Annotated in this window: 12 protein-coding genes, 2 tRNA genes and 3 rRNA genes; 7 read left to right on the top strand and 10 right to left on the bottom strand. The window is 57.4% G+C overall.

The window, feature by feature from the left end; all coding sequences use genetic code 11:
- Positions 1 to 3: 3 nt before the first annotated feature.
- Complete coding sequence (locus ACEN93_RS00085; protein ID WP_323151376.1) at positions 4 to 942, top strand: AraC family transcriptional regulator; 939 nt, start codon at positions 4 to 6, stop codon at positions 940 to 942.
- Positions 943 to 946: 4 nt separating this feature from the next.
- Here the strand turns inward: ACEN93_RS00085 and ACEN93_RS00080 are convergent, their stop codons facing one another.
- Positions 947 to 1879 (bottom strand): helix-turn-helix transcriptional regulator, encoded by a 933-nt coding sequence (locus tag ACEN93_RS00080; protein ID WP_445433076.1) that lies wholly within the window; start codon positions 1877 to 1879, stop codon positions 947 to 949.
- Positions 1880 to 2466: 587 nt separating this feature from the next.
- On the opposite strand from ACEN93_RS00080, the gene ACEN93_RS00075 reads away from it, so the two are divergent.
- The 4 genes from ACEN93_RS00075 to ACEN93_RS00060 all read left to right on the top strand — a co-directional run bounded on the left by ACEN93_RS00075 (position 2467) and on the right by ACEN93_RS00060 (position 6400).
- Positions 2467 to 3816 (top strand): MFS transporter, encoded by a 1350-nt coding sequence (locus ACEN93_RS00075; RefSeq protein ID WP_064595597.1) that lies wholly within the window; start codon positions 2467 to 2469, stop codon positions 3814 to 3816.
- A gap of 99 nt (positions 3817 to 3915) precedes the next feature.
- Entirely contained in the window at positions 3916 to 4608 is a 693-nt protein-coding gene (locus ACEN93_RS00070; protein WP_064595595.1) for a fumarylacetoacetate hydrolase family protein, read from the top strand.
- Positions 4609 to 4646: 38 nt separating this feature from the next.
- Complete coding sequence (locus ACEN93_RS00065; RefSeq protein WP_495610816.1) at positions 4647 to 5411, top strand: SDR family oxidoreductase; 765 nt, start codon at positions 4647 to 4649, stop codon at positions 5409 to 5411.
- A gap of 32 nt (positions 5412 to 5443) precedes the next feature.
- Complete coding sequence (locus ACEN93_RS00060) at positions 5444 to 6400, top strand: 2-hydroxyacid dehydrogenase (RefSeq protein ID WP_011333660.1); 957 nt, start codon at positions 5444 to 5446, stop codon at positions 6398 to 6400.
- A 52-nt stretch (positions 6401 to 6452) separates the two neighbouring features.
- Here the strand turns inward: ACEN93_RS00060 and ACEN93_RS00055 are convergent, their stop codons facing one another.
- Both ACEN93_RS00055 and curR read right to left on the bottom strand, forming a co-directional pair.
- Positions 6453 to 8579 carry a TonB-dependent siderophore receptor gene (locus ACEN93_RS00055; protein ID WP_495610815.1) on the bottom strand — a complete coding sequence of 709 codons (2127 nt, stop codon included), beginning with the start codon at positions 8577 to 8579 and terminating at the stop codon, positions 6453 to 6455.
- A 145-nt stretch (positions 8580 to 8724) separates the two neighbouring features.
- Positions 8725 to 9309 (bottom strand): TetR family transcriptional repressor CurR, encoded by a 585-nt coding sequence (gene curR, locus ACEN93_RS00050; protein WP_039770995.1) that lies wholly within the window; start codon positions 9307 to 9309, stop codon positions 8725 to 8727.
- Positions 9310 to 9519: 210 nt separating this feature from the next.
- Here curR and ACEN93_RS00045 point away from each other — a divergent pair, with 210 nt between their 5' ends.
- On the top strand, positions 9520 to 10197 hold the full coding sequence (locus ACEN93_RS00045) for a type 1 glutamine amidotransferase domain-containing protein (RefSeq protein WP_039770993.1): 678 nt from the start codon (positions 9520 to 9522) through the stop codon (positions 10195 to 10197).
- A 118-nt stretch (positions 10198 to 10315) separates the two neighbouring features.
- Positions 10316 to 11440 (top strand): alkene reductase, encoded by a 1125-nt coding sequence (locus ACEN93_RS00040; RefSeq protein WP_495610814.1) that lies wholly within the window; start codon positions 10316 to 10318, stop codon positions 11438 to 11440.
- Here the strand turns inward: ACEN93_RS00040 and ACEN93_RS00035 are convergent.
- The 7 genes from ACEN93_RS00035 to ACEN93_RS00005 form a co-directional block, all read right to left on the bottom strand.
- On the bottom strand, positions 11419 to 12951 hold the full coding sequence (locus ACEN93_RS00035; RefSeq protein WP_495610813.1) for a sensor domain-containing diguanylate cyclase: 1533 nt from the start codon (positions 12949 to 12951) through the stop codon (positions 11419 to 11421). The two genes, ACEN93_RS00040 and ACEN93_RS00035, sit on opposite strands and share 22 nt — an antisense overlap.
- Positions 12952 to 13113: 162 nt before the next feature.
- The gene (locus tag ACEN93_RS00030) at positions 13114 to 14658 is read right to left on the bottom strand and encodes a methyltransferase regulatory domain-containing protein (RefSeq protein ID WP_074690700.1); all 1545 of its coding nucleotides are present in this window, start codon (positions 14656 to 14658) and stop codon (positions 13114 to 13116) included.
- A gap of 214 nt (positions 14659 to 14872) precedes the next feature.
- Positions 14873 to 14988: ribosomal RNA gene (gene rrf / locus ACEN93_RS00025) — 5S ribosomal RNA — on the bottom strand.
- 156 nt (positions 14989 to 15144) lie between these two features.
- Positions 15145 to 18035: ribosomal RNA gene (locus ACEN93_RS00020) — 23S ribosomal RNA — on the bottom strand.
- 238 nt (positions 18036 to 18273) lie between these two features.
- Positions 18274 to 18349: transfer RNA gene (locus ACEN93_RS00015), tRNA-Ala, on the bottom strand.
- A 10-nt stretch (positions 18350 to 18359) separates the two neighbouring features.
- Positions 18360 to 18436, bottom strand: a tRNA-Ile gene (locus tag ACEN93_RS00010).
- Between the two features lie 123 nt (positions 18437 to 18559).
- A 16S ribosomal RNA gene (locus ACEN93_RS00005) occupies positions 18560 to 20096 on the bottom strand.
- Together the 16S, 23S and 5S rRNA genes with 2 tRNA genes alongside form the textbook arrangement of a ribosomal RNA operon.
- Between the last annotated feature and the right edge of the window lie 239 nt (positions 20097 to 20335).

The following is a 20335-nucleotide window of genomic DNA, read 5'->3' as shown; positions in this document are numbered from 1 at the left end:
CCGATGAAACAGGCCGACCCGAGCACTTCGCGCATGGTGCAGCTCATGGAAACGCTGGCTCCGGTCGAGGGCTATAACCTCGGTGCGTTGGAGGGCGTACGCTTCCTGCGCTCGAACCGACCACTGACCCGCACGCCGGTGCTGTACGACCCCGGCATCGTGATTCTCTGTCAGGGACAGAAACGCGGGTATCTGGGCGATGACATCTACGTCTATGACGCCCAGCATTACCTGGTGGTGTCGGTTCCGATTCCCTTCACCATGGAGACCGATGCCTCGGAAGCCGAACCGATGCTCGCGATCTACATGCAACTCGATTTCCAGGTGGCCAGTGAGCTGATGCAGCAAGTGGATGAGGTTCACGGCCCGAGTGATGCGCCACCCAAGGGCATGTTCGCCTCGCCGATGGACGACCGCCTGCGCGCATCGACACTGCGCTTTCTCGAAGCCATGAGTATTGCGGGTGAGGCGCAGATATTGGGGCCGTCGCTGTTGCGGGAAATCTACTACCGCATCCTGACCGGCGAACAAGGCGGCTCGATGCGCGCCGCACTCAATCGACAGGGCCACTTCGGCAAGGTGACGCGGGCGATCCGCAAGATCCACAGCAGCTATCAGGAGCGTCTTGACGTCGAGCAACTGGCCCGCGAAGCGAGCATGAGCGTGCCCAGTTTTCACCTGCATTTTCGCAGCGTGACGGACGCCTCGCCCATGCAATACCTGAAGTCGACACGTCTGCATCAGGCGCGACTTTTGATGTTGCGCCACGCCATGACTGCGTCAGCGGCGGCGTTCAGTGTCGGCTATGAAAGCGCTTCGCAGTTCAGCCGCGAGTTCAAACGCTTCTTCGGCCGAACGCCGCAAGCGGAGATCGAGTGGATGAAGGCAACGTACGCGTTGCCTGCGCCGACGTCGTCCTCGGATTATGTTTCGTCGCATTAGCCGATCAGGCCTCCACAGGTGACTGCGGGGTGTCGGGGTCCAGTTGCCGACGGCGGAACTGTCCAGGTGGCTGGCCGTGGATCTGGCGAAAACGTCGGGAGAAATAAGCTTCATCCGCAAAACCACACAGCCTCGCCACCTCGCCCACTGGCCGGGTTCCATTGAGCAGGTAATTGCGTGCCGCGTGCATTCTGCGCTCCAGTACCAGCTCGGTGAAGGTCTTGCCGATTTCCTTGCGCAGCCAGTGCGTGAGATAGGTCGGTGACAGATAGGTCGCCGCCGCGACCTTGATCAGATTGAGATCGGGGTCGGCAATGTTCTTGCGCAGATACTCGAACATCCGGCTCAGTGCATCCCGCCGACTGGCTTGCGCGGCATTCTCTTCTGCCAGGCGCTTGAGTGGTTCGGCATACAGGACGCACACCTTGCCCACCAGTTGCAGCAGCAATCCCTTGAGCACTTCGCGTGTACCGAACTGACGATTCTCGTCCAGGCCGCGCATCTGTTCGATCAAGCCACAGACCTCGTTGAAGTCCTCATCCCCCAGTATGAAATCCAGATGCTCTTGAAAGCGAAACGGCGACAGTTCGGGCGCCAGGAGAATCGATACCTCCTCCAGATCCATCGGGTCGCACTGCAAATGCGGCAACAGAAAGGTCTGGGAAAAGTTGATCACCATGAAATTGCTGTCCGCCGGATGCGGAATCACGTGCACGCGGTGCGGCAGGATGAATGCCAGTGCGTTACGCGGAAATGGTCGAACCGCATTGCCAATGTGCTGCACCGTGTCGCCGCCGAGGTTGATCTGGATCTGGAAGTATTCGTGTCGATGCGGGCTGGTCTCGGCGCGGCGACCTTTTTTGTCACGAATATAGAAATCCATCATCTCGCTGCGTTGCTGCATGACGTAGGTGGGCACACGGCATTGTGACGTCATTTGTTGAGCATCCTCGACAGGTACTTGGGCAGGTTTTCCTGGCGTTGCCGAGTAATCGGCGTGGTTCATCTTGAAGGTTCGTCGCCGACCCTTCAAGCAGTCATACGATGACACCAGACTCAGTGTTTTTTCTACACCGCCACTGCCAATGATCACTGTCCAAAAAACGCGACCGCAAAGTCATTGTTTTTTCCGTTTAAAAACAGTCGGATAGAAAACAAACCAGAGAGCATCCGGAAAAATTCACTGTGTGGATTTTTTTGGACAGGTTTATCCGACGCGCCCTTCTCCGGAAAAAATGATCTAACACCCTGATTGATTTCGAAAGGTTGTACGACCACTGTATTTCCCACGCCCAACCTCTTTCAAAAACAACAGAAGGTGCGCACGTCATGAATCCGCTATTGCTCCCCGCCGCCCCTCCCCACCCTTTACCGACGATGCCAGCCGGAAGACGTCCCTGAACGTCTGACCCTGGCCGTTTGTGCCATTCGTTTCAACTGCGATTGCCTTGCCCCCGGACTGCGGGCAACGGCGTCGGCTGTCCGCAAATAACTCGACACTTCTAACAATAACGAGGTCCACTCATGTCGAATTCGCACACCTCTCAAACCACCGCGCCCCCTTTGATTGCCGCCGACAGGGACGCCGTGTCATCCCGGCGACTGCCGACGCGGCGACGCTGGTTCATGCTCTCGCTGCTGCTGATTGCGACGATCATCAATTACATCGACCGGGTGAATATTTCGATTGCCGCTCCGTTCATGGCCAAGGACCTGGGCCTGGACAAAATTGAAATGGGGCTGATCTTCTCTGCCTTTGCCTGGACCTACGCACTCGCTCTGGTGCCGGCCGGATTTATCGCCGACCGCTTCGGCTCACGCTTCACCTACGGGGTTTCCCTGATCAGTTGGTCGACCGTCACGGTGTTTCAAGGCTTCGCCACGGGATTCGCTTCGCTGTTCGGTCTGCGCCTGGCCGTCGGGGCGATGGAAGCGCCGGCATTTCCGGCCAACAGCCGTGCGGTGACCGTATGGTTTCCGGCGCGGGAACGGGGACTGGCCAGCAGCATTTACGTCTGCGGGCAGTACCTGGGCACGGCACTGTTTACCGGCGCCCTGCTGTGGCTGGCCACAACCTTTGACTGGCGCCATGTCTTCTACAGCACCGGCGCGCTCGGTATCGTTTTCGGGGTGCTGTGGCTGTATCTGTATCGCGATCCGCTGAACTGCAAGAAGGTCAGCAAAGAAGAGTTGAAATACATCGAGGCCGGCGGCGGGCTGGTCAAGAGCAGCCAGGAACGTACTCGTTTCAACTGGCGGCAGATCGCCGAGCTGTTCAGCTATCGCCAGGTCTGGGCCATTTGCATCGGCAAGTTCGCCAGCACCTCGGCGCTGTACTTCTTCCTCACTTGGTTCCCGACCTATCTGATTGAAGAACGCCATCTGACCACGATCAAGGCCGGGATCTTTGCCGTGATGCCCTTTGTGGGCGCAACGGTCGGCATCCTGCTCGCCGGCATCGTGTCCGACCTGCTGATCCGTCGTGGCTACTCAATGTCCTTCGCCCGGAAACTGCCGCTGGTGGTCGGATCGATGCTGGGCATGTCGATCGTGCTGGTGAACTTCACCGACTCGAACGTCATCTGCATCGCCGTGCTGACCATTGCCTTTTTCGCTCAGGGCATCGCGTCGTCCTCGTGGGCGGCGGTGTCGGAGGTGGCGCCCAAGGAACTGATCGGGCTGACCGGCGGGATCACCAGCCTGGCCGCCAACATTGGCGGGATCGTCACCCCGATCGTGATTGGCGCCATCGTCCACGCCACCGGCTCGTTCGCCTGGGCGTTCTGGTTCATCGGCGCCGTGGCGCTGATCGGCACTCTCTCCTACTCATTGCTGCTCGGTCGCCTGTACCGCATCGAGTTGAAAACGCGCTGAAGCCAGAACAACTGTTTTCTCCAATTGGAGGCGGCTTTCGTCCAACTTCGCCAGCGATTGCCGCCGTACGCTGCACTCTCACACAGGACTTCCAGCAGGATGAACATGACCGAATACGTCTTTACCCCGGATCTGCCAGTGACCTTGCCAATTGTCGGCAGCGAGCAACGCTTTCCCGTCGGACGCGTCTTTTGCGTCGGCCGCAACTACCCGTGGCCGGACACCCTGGGCCAGCCGCGCCAGCCACCGGTGTTCTTCATGAAACCGGCCAGCAGTGTCGTCGACGCTGCCGGCGAAGTGATCTTCCCGTCGCTGACCGAAGAGTTCGCCCATGAAATCGAGCTGGTCGTGGCCATCGGCGAAGGCGGCGCGCAGATCCCCGAGAGCCAGGCGCTGGCCTATGTCTGGGGCTACGCCGCCGGCCTGGATCTGACCCGTCGTGACGTACAGCGCCTGGCCAAGCGCGACGGTTTGCCATGGGAAGGTGCCAAGGTGTTTGACGGCGCCGCACCGATGACCGCCATTATGCCGGTCACTCGGACCGGTCGGCTCGAAGGGGAATTATGGTTGAGCGTGAACGGTGAAGAACGCCAGCGCGATCGTCTCGACAGCCAGATCTGGTCGGTGAGTGAAGTCATCAGCCGAATCTCGCAATCCGTAACACTCAAGGCCGGCGACCTGATCATGACCGGCAGCCCCGCCGGCGTCGATGTCTTGCAACCCGGCGACGTCATCAGCGCCGGGATCGACGGCATTGGCCAACTCGAAATGCGCGTCGGCCCACGGCCTTGAGTCTGTCCTTAAGTGATTGGAAAAAGGAGAACAACAAAATGTCTGACACTCAATCCTTGAAAGTGGCCCTGGTGACCGGCGCCGGCAGCGGGATCGGCCGTTCCGTAGCCCTGGGCCTGCTGGCCGACGGATACACCCTGGTGCTGGCCGGGCGCCGGCCCGAACCCTTGCAGGCGTTGGTCGATCTGGCGGCCAGCGAAGGCCGCGAAGCCCTGGCGGTGCCTACCGATGTACGCGACCCCGCCAGTGTCGATCAGCTGTTTGCAACCATTGCCGAAGTCTACGGACGCCTGGACGTGGTCTTCAACAACGCCGGGGTCAATGCCCCCGCCGTGCCGCTGGATGACCTGACGTTCGAGCAGTGGCGAAACGTGATCGACACCAACCTCAACGGGGTTTTTCTCTGCGCCCGTGGCGCGTTCGGGCTCATGCGCCGGCAACAGCCACAGGGTGGCCGCATCATCAATAACGGTTCGATTTCGGCCCACACCCCCCGTCCTTTCAGCAGCGCATACACCGCCAGCAAACACGCGGTATTGGGATTGACCAAATCACTGGCGCTGGATGGTCGGGAATTCAATATCGCCTGCAGTCAGATCGATATCGGCAATGCCTTGACCGAAATGTCGGTGCGCATGACCAAAGGCGTGCGCCAGGCCAACGGCAGCATCGCCGTGGAGCCGATGGTCGACGTCAAGCATGTCGCCGACGCCGTGCGCTACATCGCCGGTCTGCCCCTGTCGGCCAACGTCCTGAACATGACCGTCATGGCCACTGCCATGCCGTTTGCCGGCCGTGGTTGAGCCGGCTTTTTTATTGCGTAAGTGAGGTTTACATGAAGCCAGAAGTCTTGCAGCTCAGCCCGATCCTGATTCCGCAAATCAATGCCCGTCTCGGCGAACTGTTCACGATCAGGCGTTATTTCGAGCAGGCCGACAAAGCGGCGTATTTGCAGGAACACGGCGCCAACATTCGCGGCGTGATCACCGGTGGCCACACGGGCATCAGCCAGGCGCTGATGGCGCAACTGCCCAAACTGGAAGTGGTGGCGGTCAACGGTGTCGGCACCGATGCGGTTGATCTGGCCTACGCCCGGGATCGCGGAATTCGCGTGACGGCGACCATCGGCGCACTGACCGAAGACGTGGCCGACCTGGCCATCGGTTTGCTGATCGCCGTGTGTCGCGGGCTGTGTACCAGTGACCGTTACGTTCGTTCGGGCCAGTGGCCGCAAAGCCCGACGCCACTGGCACCGCTGCCTTTGGCGCGGCAAGTGTCCGGCATGCGGATCGGCATCGTGGGCATGGGCCGGGTCGGCCGAGCGGTCGCCACCCGGGCAGCCGCGTTTGGCTGTCCGATCAGTTACACCGACCTGCAACCGATGAGCGATGTCAGCCACACCTTCATCGCCGACCTCAAGCAACTGGCCCGCGACAGTGATGCGCTGATTCTAGCGGCGGCCGCCGACAAGGCCGAGGCCATCATCGATGCCTCGGTGCTGCAGGCCCTGGGCAAGGGCGGCTACCTGATCAACGTGGCGCGCGGCAAACTGGTCAATGAAACCGATCTGGTGGCGGCCCTGACGGCCGGTGAGATCGCGGGTGCGGCGCTGGATGTTTTCGTCGATGAGCCCAATGTACCTGAAGCCTTGTTTGCCCAGGAACAGGTGGTGCTGCAACCACACCGCGCCAGCGCGACCCTGCAGACCCGCACCCGTATGGGCGAGATGGTTGTGGCGAGCCTGGTGGACAGTTTTGCCGGAAAGACTCCGCAAGGATGTGTGACCGGCTGAGCCTCACAGTCATCGGGGGCCGCAGCCCCCGCTGACAGATTCCAGACCCCGACTACAACGTGTAAGAAATACCGACCTGCACCGTTCTTGGTGCCCCCGGATAGGCGTAGACGTTACCGAATGCACCCTCGTCGTAGTCCCGGTCAAACAGGTTCTTCAGGTCGAGATTGAGACGTAACTTGTCATTGACCTTGTAGTAGCTGAGCAGGTCGACAACGGTGTAGCTCCCCATCGAAAACGCGGTGTTCGCCGTTTGACCGGCGCGCTCATCGACATATTTGAGGCCTGTTCCCAGACCCAGCCCCCTGAGGGCACCGTCCTGGAACTCATAGACATTGAGCAGGCTGAAGCTGTTTTTCGGGATGTTCATCAGTCGCGTGCCGGAGCGGATCACGTTGTCCTTGGTCACCTCGGCATCGACGTAGGCGTACCCCCCGATGACACGCCACTCGGGGGTCAGGTTGCCGGCGACATTGAGGTCAAACCCTCGGCTGCGCACTTCCCCGGCAGCCACGCTGAAAGTCGAGTCCACCGGGTCAGTGGTCAGGACATTGCGCTTTTCAATCTGATAGATCGCCGCGTCAACGCTCAACTGATGATCCAGCGCTTCCCATTTGACGCCCATCTCCCAGGACTTGCCTTTCTCCGGTTCAAAGCCCCCGCCCTGTCGGCTCGCGCCGGTATTGGGCTTGAAGGAACGCGCGGTGTCCGCGTAGACCGCGAGGGTGTCGGTCAGGTCGTAGGTCACACCGACGCGGGGCGTGACGGCATTGTCGCTGGCCTGCCAGTTTTTGCCGCCGGGCACGTAGGTTTCATAGTCGTGCTCAAAGCGCTCGAAACGTGCGCCGGCCAGGACTTTCAGCCGATCGGTCAGGGCCACCTGATCCTGTACGAACGCGGCGTAGGTCTTGAGATTTTCCTTGTCGTGGGTCGGGGTGCGCGTCAGTGCCGGACGGGGCTGCCCATACACCGGATTGAAGATATCGATCGGATAGGCACTCACCGCGCCGCTGGAGCGCTGGATGATCGACTGGTAGTCGTAATCTTCGTATTCGATACCGGTCAGCAATGTGTGCTGCAGGCCGCCGGTGGAGAAGTGACCGGTCAGGTTGAGTTGGGTGTCCTTGTCCGTCCACTCCAGCTTGCGGTAGTTGAAATTTCGTCCCAGGGTCCGGCCGTCGGCGGCAATGCCGTTGGCTTCAATGGCATTGCCCTCCAAGGTTCCGTCGAGCCACTGGAAGCCACCGCCAAGCGTCCAGTCTTCATTGAGCACATGCTCGAAGCGCAATTGCGCCATGTTGTTGTCGTTGTGCAACTTGCCGGCGTCCGGTTCACCGAAGAAGGTGTCGCGGGAGGCGGTGCCGATCTGCCGGGGATAACGCGTCGCGCCCCGGTCCAGCGGATGGTTGTTGCGCATGAAGTCACCCTCGAAGATCACTCGGGTGTCATCGCTGGCTTGCCAGGTCAGTACCGGGGTCACGCCGTAGCGTTCGGTTTCGACGTGATCGCGGAAGGTATCGCCGCCCTCGCCCACCACGTTCAGGCGATAGGCCAGACGCCCCTCTTCATCAAGCGGGCCGGAAGCATCCAGCGTACCCCGCCGCATGCCTTGGTCATTCAACTGGCTGCCGAGTGTGATCGTGCGCTCGGGCAACGGTTGTTTGGATACGACATTGAAAGTACCGCCCGGATCACCACGGCCGTAGAGCATGGTCGCCGGCCCGCGCAGGACTTCCAGACGCTCGATGGTGTTGGCATCCGGCATGTTCGGATAGCCGCGGTTGATCGGGAAACCATTACGGTAGAACTCGCCGGTGGTAAATCCGCGCACGGTGAACGTGGTCAGTCCCTGGCCGCCGAAATTGTTGGCTCGCCCTACTCCGCCCGCATAATCCAGTGCATCCTGCAGCCGAGTGGCGCCGATGTCTTCGACCGCATCTTTGGTGACGACGCTGATCGACTGCGGGGTTTCATGGATCGAGGTATCGGTTCGGGTGGCGCTGGCCGAACGGGTCGCGCGATATCCGTGTACCGGGCTGTCTGCCCTTTCGTAATCCGCGGTACCGACCACATCGGTTGCCTCCAGCTCCAGCACTGACGCCGTTGAATCGGATGGCTCGGCCCACGCAAAGGGAGACAACGTTTGCAACACACAGATGGACAGCAGAGTTCGACGCATGGGGGGAGAACCTTACAGATAGGCCAGAACGAAGGGGATAACTGCCAGCAAAACGCGGCGGATGGTATACCACCCGCCGCGCAATTGATAGGCATTCCCATTCGTTTGTGCGGCTGACTCTCGACCGCTTGCGTCTACTGCTTTCTCACACGCTCAGAAGGCGCTTCGTGGTCGCCATCGACGTACCCAACGATTGCCCCGTGCGTTGCAGTTTGTTCAGCAGACTGGCCCCCAGCCAAAGCTGATACAGGGTTTCAGCCAGTTGCCGAGCATCGCCCTCAGGCAAGCTTTTTTCGACCTGGCCCTGTTCGATGCACTCGCTGATGCGCGCCACCACTCGCTCTGCACCATCACGCAAGGTCAGGCGCATGGTTTCGGAAAGGTCAGCCACCTCGGCACTGAGTTTCACCACCAGGCATTCGTCGCCATGGCCTTCCAGAGTGCAGCGATCCTGCCAGCCCTGCCAGTAATCCATCAGCCGCTCATGGGCGCTCAGGCCGGGCAGCGTCAAGCGTCGCTCCATGTCCGCCAGATAGTCGACGAAGTAATCCTCGAGCAAGGCCTGGCCGTACAGTTCCTTGGATTTGAAGTAGTGATAGAACGAACCCTTGGGCACGCCGGCGGTCTGCAGGATCTCGTTCAGGCCGACACTGGTGAAGCCTTTCTCGGCCATCATCCGGTGGCCGGTGTCGAGCAAATGTTGGCGGGTGTCGTCGTAGGTCGGTTTCATGGGGCACGAATTACCAGGCAATAGACCAGTCGTTTATCTCAAAGGAACGCGAGTTTGCCACACCTGCCCATGAAAAAGCTTCAGAGAAAAAAATTACTAGACGACTGGTCTAATTGGAAACTATGCTGCGCCCCGACAAACTTTTTCCCGGTGCCGATCCTGTGCGAATCCCTTGCTCATGAACGCTGCCAGACCAACCCAGGGTGCTCTATGAAAATCTTGATGGTTTTGACTTCCCACGATCAACTCGGCAACACCGGCAAGAAAACCGGCTTCTGGCTCGAAGAGTTCGCCGCCCCCTACTACGCCTTCAAGGACGCCGGCGCCGACGTCACCCTGGTTTCGCCCGCCGGCGGTCAGCCACCGCTGGATCCGAAGAGCGACGAGCCCGATGCTCAGACGGCTGAAACCGACCGTTTCCGCCAGGACCCCACCGCGCAGCAGGCACTGGCGAACACCGGTCGCCTGGCCGACGTCCGCGCCGAAGATTTCGATGCGGTGTTTTATCCAGGTGGCCATGGCCCGCTCTGGGACTTGGCAGAAGACAAGCATTCGATTGCCCTGATCGAAGCCTTCGCGCGCAGCAACAAGCCCCATGGCTTCGTCTGCCATGCGCCGGGGGTACTGCGTCATGTGGTCGATACGGACGGTAAACCGCTGATCCAGCATCGCGAAGTGACCGGTTTCACCAATTCCGAAGAAGCAGCCGTCGGTTTGACGGACGTAGTGCCGTTCCTGATCGAAGACGAGTTCCAGCGTCTTGGCGGTCGCTATTCCAAAGTTGCCGACTGGCAGGTTCATGTAGTGACTGATGGAAAACTGGTGACCGGCCAGAATCCTGCCAGCTCGGCAGCTGTCGCCGAAAAACTGCTGAAGCTGCTGGGCTGAAGCTTTCCGCTACATCCTCGAACAACTGATCCGGACACCGTGTGTGCGTTGCACGGTGTTCTTTTTTCGTCACTAGAATAGTCGACTGGTCTAATTAGGCCATGAACAAGGTATTTCCATGAACCACAGCTGTTTCTTTACACCCGTCACCTTGGGCCGCCACACCCTGAAAAACCGCATCGTCCTGCCACCCCTGACTCGTCAGCGCAGCACTCAACCGGGCAATGTCGCCAATGAATTGATGGCCGAGTATTACCAGCAACGTGCCGGTGCCGGTTTGCTGGTGACTGAAGGCACCCAGATCGAACCCCGTGGCCAGGGTTACGCCTGGACTCCAGGCATTCATACTCCCGAACAAATCGCCGGGTGGCGCAAGGTCACCGAGGCTGTCCACGCCAGTGACGGCGTGATTTTCGCGCAGCTATGGCATGTCGGTCGCGTCTCCCATACTGCCCTGCAACCCAATGGTGACGCCCCGGTGTCGGCCTCCGCCATCGCCACCGACCGGGTCAGTGTGTTCATCGAAACCGCGCCCGGTGTGGGCGCTCTGGTTCCGCCATCCACACCGCGCGCACTGACCACCGAGGAAGTCCAGGAACTGGTTCAGCTCTACATCCAGGCGGCGCGCAATGCCATGGACGCCGGTTTCGACGGTATCGAACTGCATTGTGCCAATGGTTATCTGGTGAACCAGTTCATCTCAGCCCAGAGCAATCTGCGCACCGATCAATACGGCGGTTCGCTGCATAACCGTCTGCGCTTTCTGCGCGAAGTGGTGGGCGGCGTCGCCGAATGCATCGGCAAGGAAAAGGTCGGCGTGCGCTTCGCGCCGCTGTTCTCCACCACCGATGAAGCGCGGACTTATCTGGGCATGGTCGAGGATGACCCGCACACCACCTACATCGAAGCGATCAAGGTGCTGCAGGACGTGGGCATTGCCTACCTGTCCATCGCCGAAGCCGACTGGGACAACGCGCCAGTGATGCCGGAAACCTTCCGTCGAGCGGTACGCGACACCTTCAGCGGCGCGATCATCTACGCGGGCCGCTACAACGCCGAAAGCGGTGCGCGGTTGCTTGAATCCGGACAGGCGGACCTCGTGGCTTTCGGTCGCCCGTTCATGGCCAACCCGGATCTGCCCGCGCGGATCGCCAATGGCTGGCCGCTGAACTCGCTGAACCCGGCCACGGTGTATGGCGGCCATGCCGAAGGCTATGTGGATTACCCGGTGTACGGAGAGTAGCTTTCGCTGGCGACACTGTTGGCGAGCTGATTGCGGCCCGCCCCTTTGGCTTGATACAGCGCCTGATCTGCCGCAGCGATCAGGCCTTGTACCGTGTCCAGTTGCGACCCGGTGGCGGCCGCGATGCCGATACTCACACTCACTCGGCCGAATGGACTGGTCCGGTGAGCGATAGGCTCTTGCGCCAATCGTTTCAGAATCATTTGCGCCACGACCGCTGCGCCGTCACTGTCGGTATCGGGCATGATCACCGCCATTTCTTCCCCTCCGTAACGCGCCACCAGGTCCGATGGCCTGCGCACGCAGGTCTCAAGCACCTTGGCCACCTGCTGCAGACAAGCGTCGCCGGCAATGTGCCCTTCGGCGTCGTTGAACAGTTTGAAATAGTCGAGATCAATCATCAGCAACGCCAACGAAGTTGCGTCACGCTTCGCCCGGCGCGCTTCCATCGCCAGGGTCTGATCGAAACATCGCCGATTGGCCAGGCCTGTCAGCGCATCCTTCATTGCCAACAGCTCAAGTTGCCGGTTCGTGCCGAGCAACTGTTGTTGGGTATCGCGCAACTCTCCTTCTACCTGCGTCCGGCGACGAATATCCAGGATCAGGAACCAGCCAATGACGCCGGTGAGCCCCAGCAATGTGGTAACCACACCGATCGACAGCAGCGCTTCAAATCGCCACGCCGCCAGGGCTTCGCGCTTACCGAGCGCAACCGTAGTGATCAGTGGCAACGTTTCACTCTTGCGAAAGGCATAGAGCCGTTCCACGCCGTCCAGACTGGACGTGAAGGATGCAGTGCCAACCGATTTGTCTATCAGGTACTTCGCATAGATCGGCGAATTGGAGAAGTTGCGCCCCATGTCCTGTTCGCGGAAAGGGTAACGGACCAGCAGCGTGCCATCGGTGTAGGACAAGCCAATGGCGCCCTCCTGCCCAATATCGAGCTGGCCGAACAGACGCAGAAAGTTTTCCACCCCCAGGGTGACCGACACCACACCGGCAAACTCTCCGCGATCGTCATTGAAACGCCGGCTGATCGTGATCACCCACTCCTGATTCGAGCGACTGCGGATGGGCGGGCCGATGAAGGGTTCGCGAGATGGATCGTCACGGTGATGAATGAAGTAGGCACGGTCACTGCTGTTGGCACCGACAGGAATCGGTCGGTTGGATGACATCAACCAGTGACCTTTGTTGTCGTAGATAGTGATGCCACTGAGCTGCGGCATCAGCGGTCGCTGCCGGTTGATCAAAGTCTTGAGCCGTTCGATTTGCGCTGGGCCACTGCCTTCGGTTTCCAGACGTTCGACGAGTCCGAGCAGAAGCAGCGAGCTCTGCCGGACAATGCCTTCGGAATACGTCGCAAGTGCCTGCGTCAGGTTCAACCCGTGGACATTGACTTCATCCAGTGCTCGATCCCGAGAGCCCAGTATCTTCCAGATGGTCAGCGACGCCAGGGAACAGCCGATTACCAACAGCAAGAGCATTACAAGGTGAGTATCACGCTTCACTTCAGTACCTATGGAAAGTCCGGTTTCCGTCACCGCTATTATTTGATCGGGGCATTACATCGACCGCGCGTCCGCCGCGGTGCTGTTCTGGTTTTGCGCAAGAATCCGAAGTGTCTGGTCGACGGCAGGCGACGCGAGGGCATCCTGCCGTCCCTCTCTCGACTAGACGATTTTCAAAGCCTTGAGAATCACCAGCGTACTCTCGGCAAACGCTTGAGCCTGCGCGGTCAATTCGGCAAGGTTTTCTTCCGCGGTGGTCAGGGCCTTGCCGTCCTTTAGGAGACCTTCGCCCTGGCCGCCGATGATGCCCCATGCCAGTTGTGCCCATTCAGCCGGGTGTTTTTTGCCTTGTTTGATCGATATCAGGAACAACTGCTGGAAGCGACTGACCGTCACCCCACCTCCGGTCACCGGACTCGCCAGGGTCTGTATCTTGTGGCCATACAACGAACGCTTGCAAAGCTGCAGGTTGAGGGTATTGCAGCGGGCCTGCACCAGTTTTTCGGCTGCTTCGCTCTGACAGGGCGCCACGGCCCCCATGCCGATCAACACGTTGAGGGCCTGTTCCACATCGCCATAGGCCAGCGAGGGCAAAAGATCCAGCAAATGCCGCAAGGTCTTCGGCACATAGGCGTCATCCGCCAGTGCTGCGAGTACCGGGCCGTAAATCTCTGCCTGCAGCGTAGCTGCGCCTGCCGGACCGGTGACGTTGGCCGGCACGCTGTCGGCTGCCTGCAACAGGACGAAGCGCGTGCTGAGCATACGCTCGCGGTGCTCGGTAGCAGATAGTCTGTTGGCGCCGCGCACATAAAGATCCCGGCGGAAACTCTGGTTCACAAAATAGTCGCGCGCCTGCTCACGCATGACCGGGTGCTCAATGCCTTCCAGAAAGTCCATGCCTTCGGCGGTCAGGTTGAGCGGATCGACGGAGTCCAGCGGCACGGCTGTCGTGGCGTAATCGAGTTTGGCGGGCGCCAGGGCATCAACCACGTCGGTGAAATACATGCAGTTCCAATCGCGGTTGAAATACTCATGGGCGACGTACTGGCGATCCTGGCCCTTGATGCTCTGCAGCTTGGCGTCCAACCCTGGCGCCGAGTTGGCATATTTGGGATTTGCAGCCAGCAGCGCTTCTGAAAACTGCAGCGCAGCGTCGATACGTTGATCAGGACGTGCAGAGGCCTGACTGGCGAAACGGTCGTGCAGGCTGAACAGTTGGCGCAAGGGTGCCTGGGGCGACCAGCCCGGGAAGCAGTTGTAGCTGACGTACAGCAGACCACCAGGATTGAGATGACGACGGGCGAATTCAACGATCAACTTGTGGTTATCGCGGCTGACCCAGGTCCAGATGCCATGCAGGCTGATACTGTCGAACTGAGGCAAATCATGACGGGCCAGCAACTGCTCGAAGCTGTCGTCATACAGTCGCGCATCGCTGCCCCAGTCGCTGGCCAGAGCAATGGCATGGGACGCCTGACCTGGGTGAAAGTCGGTGCCGACATAAGAGCCCGGATTACCCGCCGCATGGATGTTGATCGAAACACCCTGACCAAAACCAAGCTCACAGTGGTAGCCGTCGCTACTCTCCAGCGTGGCGAATCCGCGCAACAGCAGACAATAACGCTGGAAAACCGGATTGATTTCCCGGCTATAACTGTAGGTGTAGCCTTCGTCCGTGAAATATCCCTCGTTCCAGGCATTGCTCATGCGTGCACCCTTTTTCTTATATCGGAAGTGAAAGTCGCTCTTATACGGGGTAGCCATGGCGTATCACAAGAGGAAAGTGATCAGGCAAACGCCCTACTGGATAAACACCTGCAGCGTCGCCTCCTCAAGAATCTAAATCGAGAAATGGCCGAGCCTTTTCCTGCAGGCAAAACAAAACCCCAACTGCTTTCGCAATTGGGGTTTCGGAATTTAATCTTGACGATGACCTACTCTCACATGGGGAAACCCCACACTACCATCGGCGATGCATCGTTTCACTTCTGAGTTCGGGATGGGATCAGGTGGTTCCAACGCTCTATGGTCGTCAAGAAATTCGGGTACTGACTCGTGACCGGATGGCCTCGCTTCAGCAAATTGGGTATGTGACAGCTGTCGGTGTTTTGTGAGCGTCGAACTTTCGGTTCATTGCGTCTTCACACACCGCAATCTGGTCTCTTTCGAGTCTACAGATTGCTTGGGTGTTATATGGTCAAGCCTCACGGGCAATTAGTATTGGTTAGCTCAACGCCTCACAGCGCTTACACACCCAACCTATCAACGTCGTAGTCTTCGACGGCCCTTCAGGGAACTCAAGGTTCCAGTGAGATCTCATCTTGAGGCAAGTTTCCCGCTTAGATGCTTTCAGCGGTTATCTTTCCCGAACATAGCTACCCGGCAATGCCACTGGCGTGACAACCGGAACACCAGAGGTTCGTCCACTCCGGTCCTCTCGTACTAGGAGCAGCCCCTCTCAAATCTCAAACGTCCACGGCAGATAGGGACCGAACTGTCTCACGACGTTCTAAACCCAGCTCGCGTACCACTTTAAATGGCGAACAGCCATACCCTTGGGACCGGCTTCAGCCCCAGGATGTGATGAGCCGACATCGAGGTGCCAAACACCGCCGTCGATATGAACTCTTGGGCGGTATCAGCCTGTTATCCCCGGAGTACCTTTTATCCGTTGAGCGATGGCCCTTCCATACAGAACCACCGGATCACTAAGACCTACTTTCGTACCTGCTCGACGTGTCTGTCTCGCAGTCAAGCGCGCTTTTGCCTTTATACTCTACGACCGATTTCCGACCGGTCTGAGCGCACCTTCGTACTCCTCCGTTACTCTTTAGGAGGAGACCGCCCCAGTCAAACTACCCACCATACACTGTCCTCGATCCGGATGACGGACCTGAGTTAGAACCTCAAAGTTGCCAGGGTGGTATTTCAAGGATGGCTCCACGCGAACTGGCGTCCACGCTTCAAAGCCTCCCACCTATCCTACACAAGCAAATTCAAAGTCCAGTGCAAAGCTATAGTAAAGGTTCACGGGGTCTTTCCGTCTAGCCGCGGATACACTGCATCTTCACAGCGATTTCAATTTCACTGAGTCTCGGGTGGAGACAGCGCCGCCATCGTTACGCCATTCGTGCAGGTCGGAACTTACCCGACAAGGAATTTCGCTACCTTAGGACCGTTATAGTTACGGCCGCCGTTTACCGGGGCTTCGATCAAGAGCTTCGCGTTAGCTAACCCCATCAATTAACCTTCCGGCACCGGGCAGGCGTCACACCCTATACGTCCACTTTCGTGTTTGCAGAGTGCTGTGTTTTTAATAAACAGTCGCAGCGGCCTGGTATCTTCGACCGGCGTGGGCTTACGCAGCAAGTGCTTCACCCTCACCGGCGCACCTTCTCCCGAAGTTACGGTGCCATTTTGCCTAGTTCCTTCACCCGAGTTCTCTCAAGCGCCTTGGTATTCTCTACCCAACCACCTGTGTCGGTTTGGGGTACGGTTCCTGGTTATCTGAAGCTTAGAAGCTTTTCTTGGAAGCATGGCATCAACCACTTCGTCGCCTAAAGGCAACTCGTCATCAGCTCTCGGCCTTGAAACCCCGGATTTACCTAAGATTTCAGCCTACCACCTTAAACTTGGACAACCAACGCCAAGCTGGCCTAGCCTTCTCCGTCCCTCCATCGCAATAACCAGAAGTACAGGAATATTAACCTGTTTTCCATCGACTACGCTTTTCAGCCTCGCCTTAGGGACCGACTAACCCTGCGTCGATTAACGTTGCGCAGGAAACCTTGGTCTTTCGGCGTGGGTGTTTTTCACACCCATTGTCGTTACTCATGTCAGCATTCGCACTTCTGATACCTCCAGCAAGCTTCTCAACTCACCTTCACAGGCTTACAGAACGCTCCTCTACCGCATCACTTGCGTGATACCCGTAGCTTCGGTGTATGGTTTGAGCCCCGTTACATCTTCCGCGCAGGCCGACTCGACTAGTGAGCTATTACGCTTTCTTTAAAGGGTGGCTGCTTCTAAGCCAACCTCCTAGCTGTCTAAGCCTTCCCACATCGTTTCCCACTTAACCATAACTTTGGGACCTTAGCTGACGGTCTGGGTTGTTTCCCTTTTCACGACGGACGTTAGCACCCGCCGTGTGTCTCCCATGCTCGGCACTTGTAGGTATTCGGAGTTTGCATCGGTTTGGTAAGTCGGGATGACCCCCTAGCCGAAACAGTGCTCTACCCCCTACAGTGATACATGAGGCGCTACCTAAATAGCTTTCGAGGAGAACCAGCTATCTCCGAGCTTGATTAGCCTTTCACTCCGATCCACAGGTCATCCGCTAACTTTTCAACGGTAGTCGGTTCGGTCCTCCAGTCAGTGTTACCTAACCTTCAACCTGCCCATGGATAGATCGCCCGGTTTCGGGTCTATTCCCAGCGACTAGACGCCCTATTAAGACTCGCTTTCGCTACGCCTCCCCTATTCGGTTAAGCTCGCCACTGAAAATAAGTCGCTGACCCATTATACAAAAGGTACGCAGTCACAGAACAAAGTCTGCTCCCACTGCTTGTACGCATACGGTTTCAGGATCTATTTCACTCCCCTCTCCGGGGTTCTTTTCGCCTTTCCCTCACGGTACTAGTTCACTATCGGTCAGTCAGTAGTATTTAGCCTTGGAGGATGGTCCCCCCATATTCAGACAAAGTTTCTCGTGCTCCGTCCTACTCGATTTCATGACTAAGAGACTTTCGCGTACAGGGCTATCACCCACTATGGCCGCACTTTCCAGAGCGTTCCGCTAATCTCAAAGTCACTTAAGGGCTAGTCCCCGTTCGCTCGCCACTACTAAGGGAATCTCGGTTGATTTCTTTTCCTCAGGGTACTTAGATGTTTCAGTTCCCCTGGTTCGCCTCTTGCACCTATGTATTCAGTGCAAGATAACCATCTTGTGATGGCTGGGTTCCCCCATTCAGACATCTCCGGATCAAAGTCTGTTTGCCGACTCCCCGAAGCTTTTCGCAGGCTACCACGTCTTTCATCGCCTCTGACTGCCAAGGCATCCACCGTATGCGCTTCTTCACTTGACCATATAACCCCAAGCAATCTGGTTATACTGTGAAGACGACATTCGCCGAAAATTCGAATTTCTCAACTAAGAGAACTCACAAATTTTACCTTAGCCTGATCACCACCAGTGAAAGTGGCCATCAGTCTATCTTTCTATCACATACCCAAATTTTTAAAGAACGATCTAATCAAAAGACTAGAAATCAATATTCAACTCGAATATTCATTTCTAAACTCTCAAACTTTCGAAGCAGTTTATGGTGGAGCCAAGCGGGATCGAACCGCTGACCTCCTGCGTGCAAGGCAGGCGCTCTCCCAGCTGAGCTATGGCCCCATAACAAAATTGGTGGGTCTGGGCAGATTCGAACTGCCGACCTCACCCTTATCAGGGGTGCGCTCTAACCAACTGAGCTACAGACCCAATTTCGAGCTTGTAACTGCTAGCTGTGAGCTATCAGCTTGGAGCTTAAAGCTGCTTCTATCGTCTTCTTCAATGAATCAAGCAATTCGTGTGGGAACTTATGGAGCAGCTGATGTCGTCGATTAAGGAGGTGATCCAGCCGCAGGTTCCCCTACGGCTACCTTGTTACGACTTCACCCCAGTCATGAATCACACCGTGGTAACCGTCCTCCCGAAGGTTAGACTAGCTACTTCTGGTGCAACCCACTCCCATGGTGTGACGGGCGGTGTGTACAAGGCCCGGGAACGTATTCACCGCGACATTCTGATTCGCGATTACTAGCGATTCCGACTTCACGCAGTCGAGTTGCAGACTGCGATCCGGACTACGATCGGTTTTATGGGATTAGCTCCACCTCGCGGCTTGGCAACCCTTTGTACCGACCATTGTAGCACGTGTGTAGCCCAGGCCGTAAGGGCCATGATGACTTGACGTCATCCCCACCTTCCTCCGGTTTGTCACCGGCAGTCTCCTTAGAGTGCCCACCATAACGTGCTGGTAACTAAGGACAAGGGTTGCGCTCGTTACGGGACTTAACCCAACATCTCACGACACGAGCTGACGACAGCCATGCAGCACCTGTCTCAATGTTCCCGAAGGCACCAATCCATCTCTGGAAAGTTCATTGGATGTCAAGGCCTGGTAAGGTTCTTCGCGTTGCTTCGAATTAAACCACATGCTCCACCGCTTGTGCGGGCCCCCGTCAATTCATTTGAGTTTTAACCTTGCGGCCGTACTCCCCAGGCGGTCAACTTAATGCGTTAGCTGCGCCACTAAGAGCTCAAGGCTCCCAACGGCTAGTTGACATCGTTTACGGCGTGGACTACCAGGGTATCTAATCCTGTTTGCTCCCCACGCTTTCGCACCTCAGTGTCAGTATCAGTCCAGGTGGTCGCCTTCGCCACTGGTGTTCCTTCCTATATCTACGCATTTCACCGCTACACAGGAAATTCCACCACCCTCTACCATACTCTAGCTCGCCAGTTTTGGATGCAGTTCCCAGGTTGAGCCCGGGGATTTCACATCCAACTTAACGAACCACCTACGCGCGCTTTACGCCCAGTAATTCCGATTAACGCTTGCACCCTCTGTATTACCGCGGCTGCTGGCACAGAGTTAGCCGGTGCTTATTCTGTCGGTAACGTCAAAATTGCAGAGTATTAATCTACAACCCTTCCTCCCAACTTAAAGTGCTTTACAATCCGAAGACCTTCTTCACACACGCGGCATGGCTGGATCAGGCTTTCGCCCATTGTCCAATATTCCCCACTGCTGCCTCCCGTAGGAGTCTGGACCGTGTCTCAGTTCCAGTGTGACTGATCATCCTCTCAGACCAGTTACGGATCGTCGCCTTGGTGAGCCATTACCTCACCAACTAGCTAATCCGACCTAGGCTCATCTGATAGCGCAAGGCCCGAAGGTCCCCTGCTTTCTCCCGTAGGACGTATGCGGTATTAGCGTTCCTTTCGAAACGTTGTCCCCCACTACCAGGCAGATTCCTAGGCATTACTCACCCGTCCGCCGCTGAATTCAGGAGCAAGCTCCCTTCATCCGCTCGACTTGCATGTGTTAGGCCTGCCGCCAGCGTTCAATCTGAGCCATGATCAAACTCTTCAGTTCAAACATCTTTGGGTTTTTAAGAAACCCTAAACTTGGCCCAGCAATCGTTGGTTACATCTTTGATTTCTCGCGGAGTAACTTGTGATGCTGATAATCTTGTTGACTATCAGTCTGACTCCACAAGCACCCACACGAATTGCTTGATTCAGTTGTTAAAGAGCGGTTGGTTAAGATCTTTCGTCTCAACCGAGGCGCGCATTCTACAGCAGCCTCATTTGCTGTCAAGTGATTATTTTCAT

This window comes from Pseudomonas sp. Pseusp21, assembly GCF_059492145.1.
This window is presented reverse-complemented; position numbering and strand designations above follow the sequence as displayed.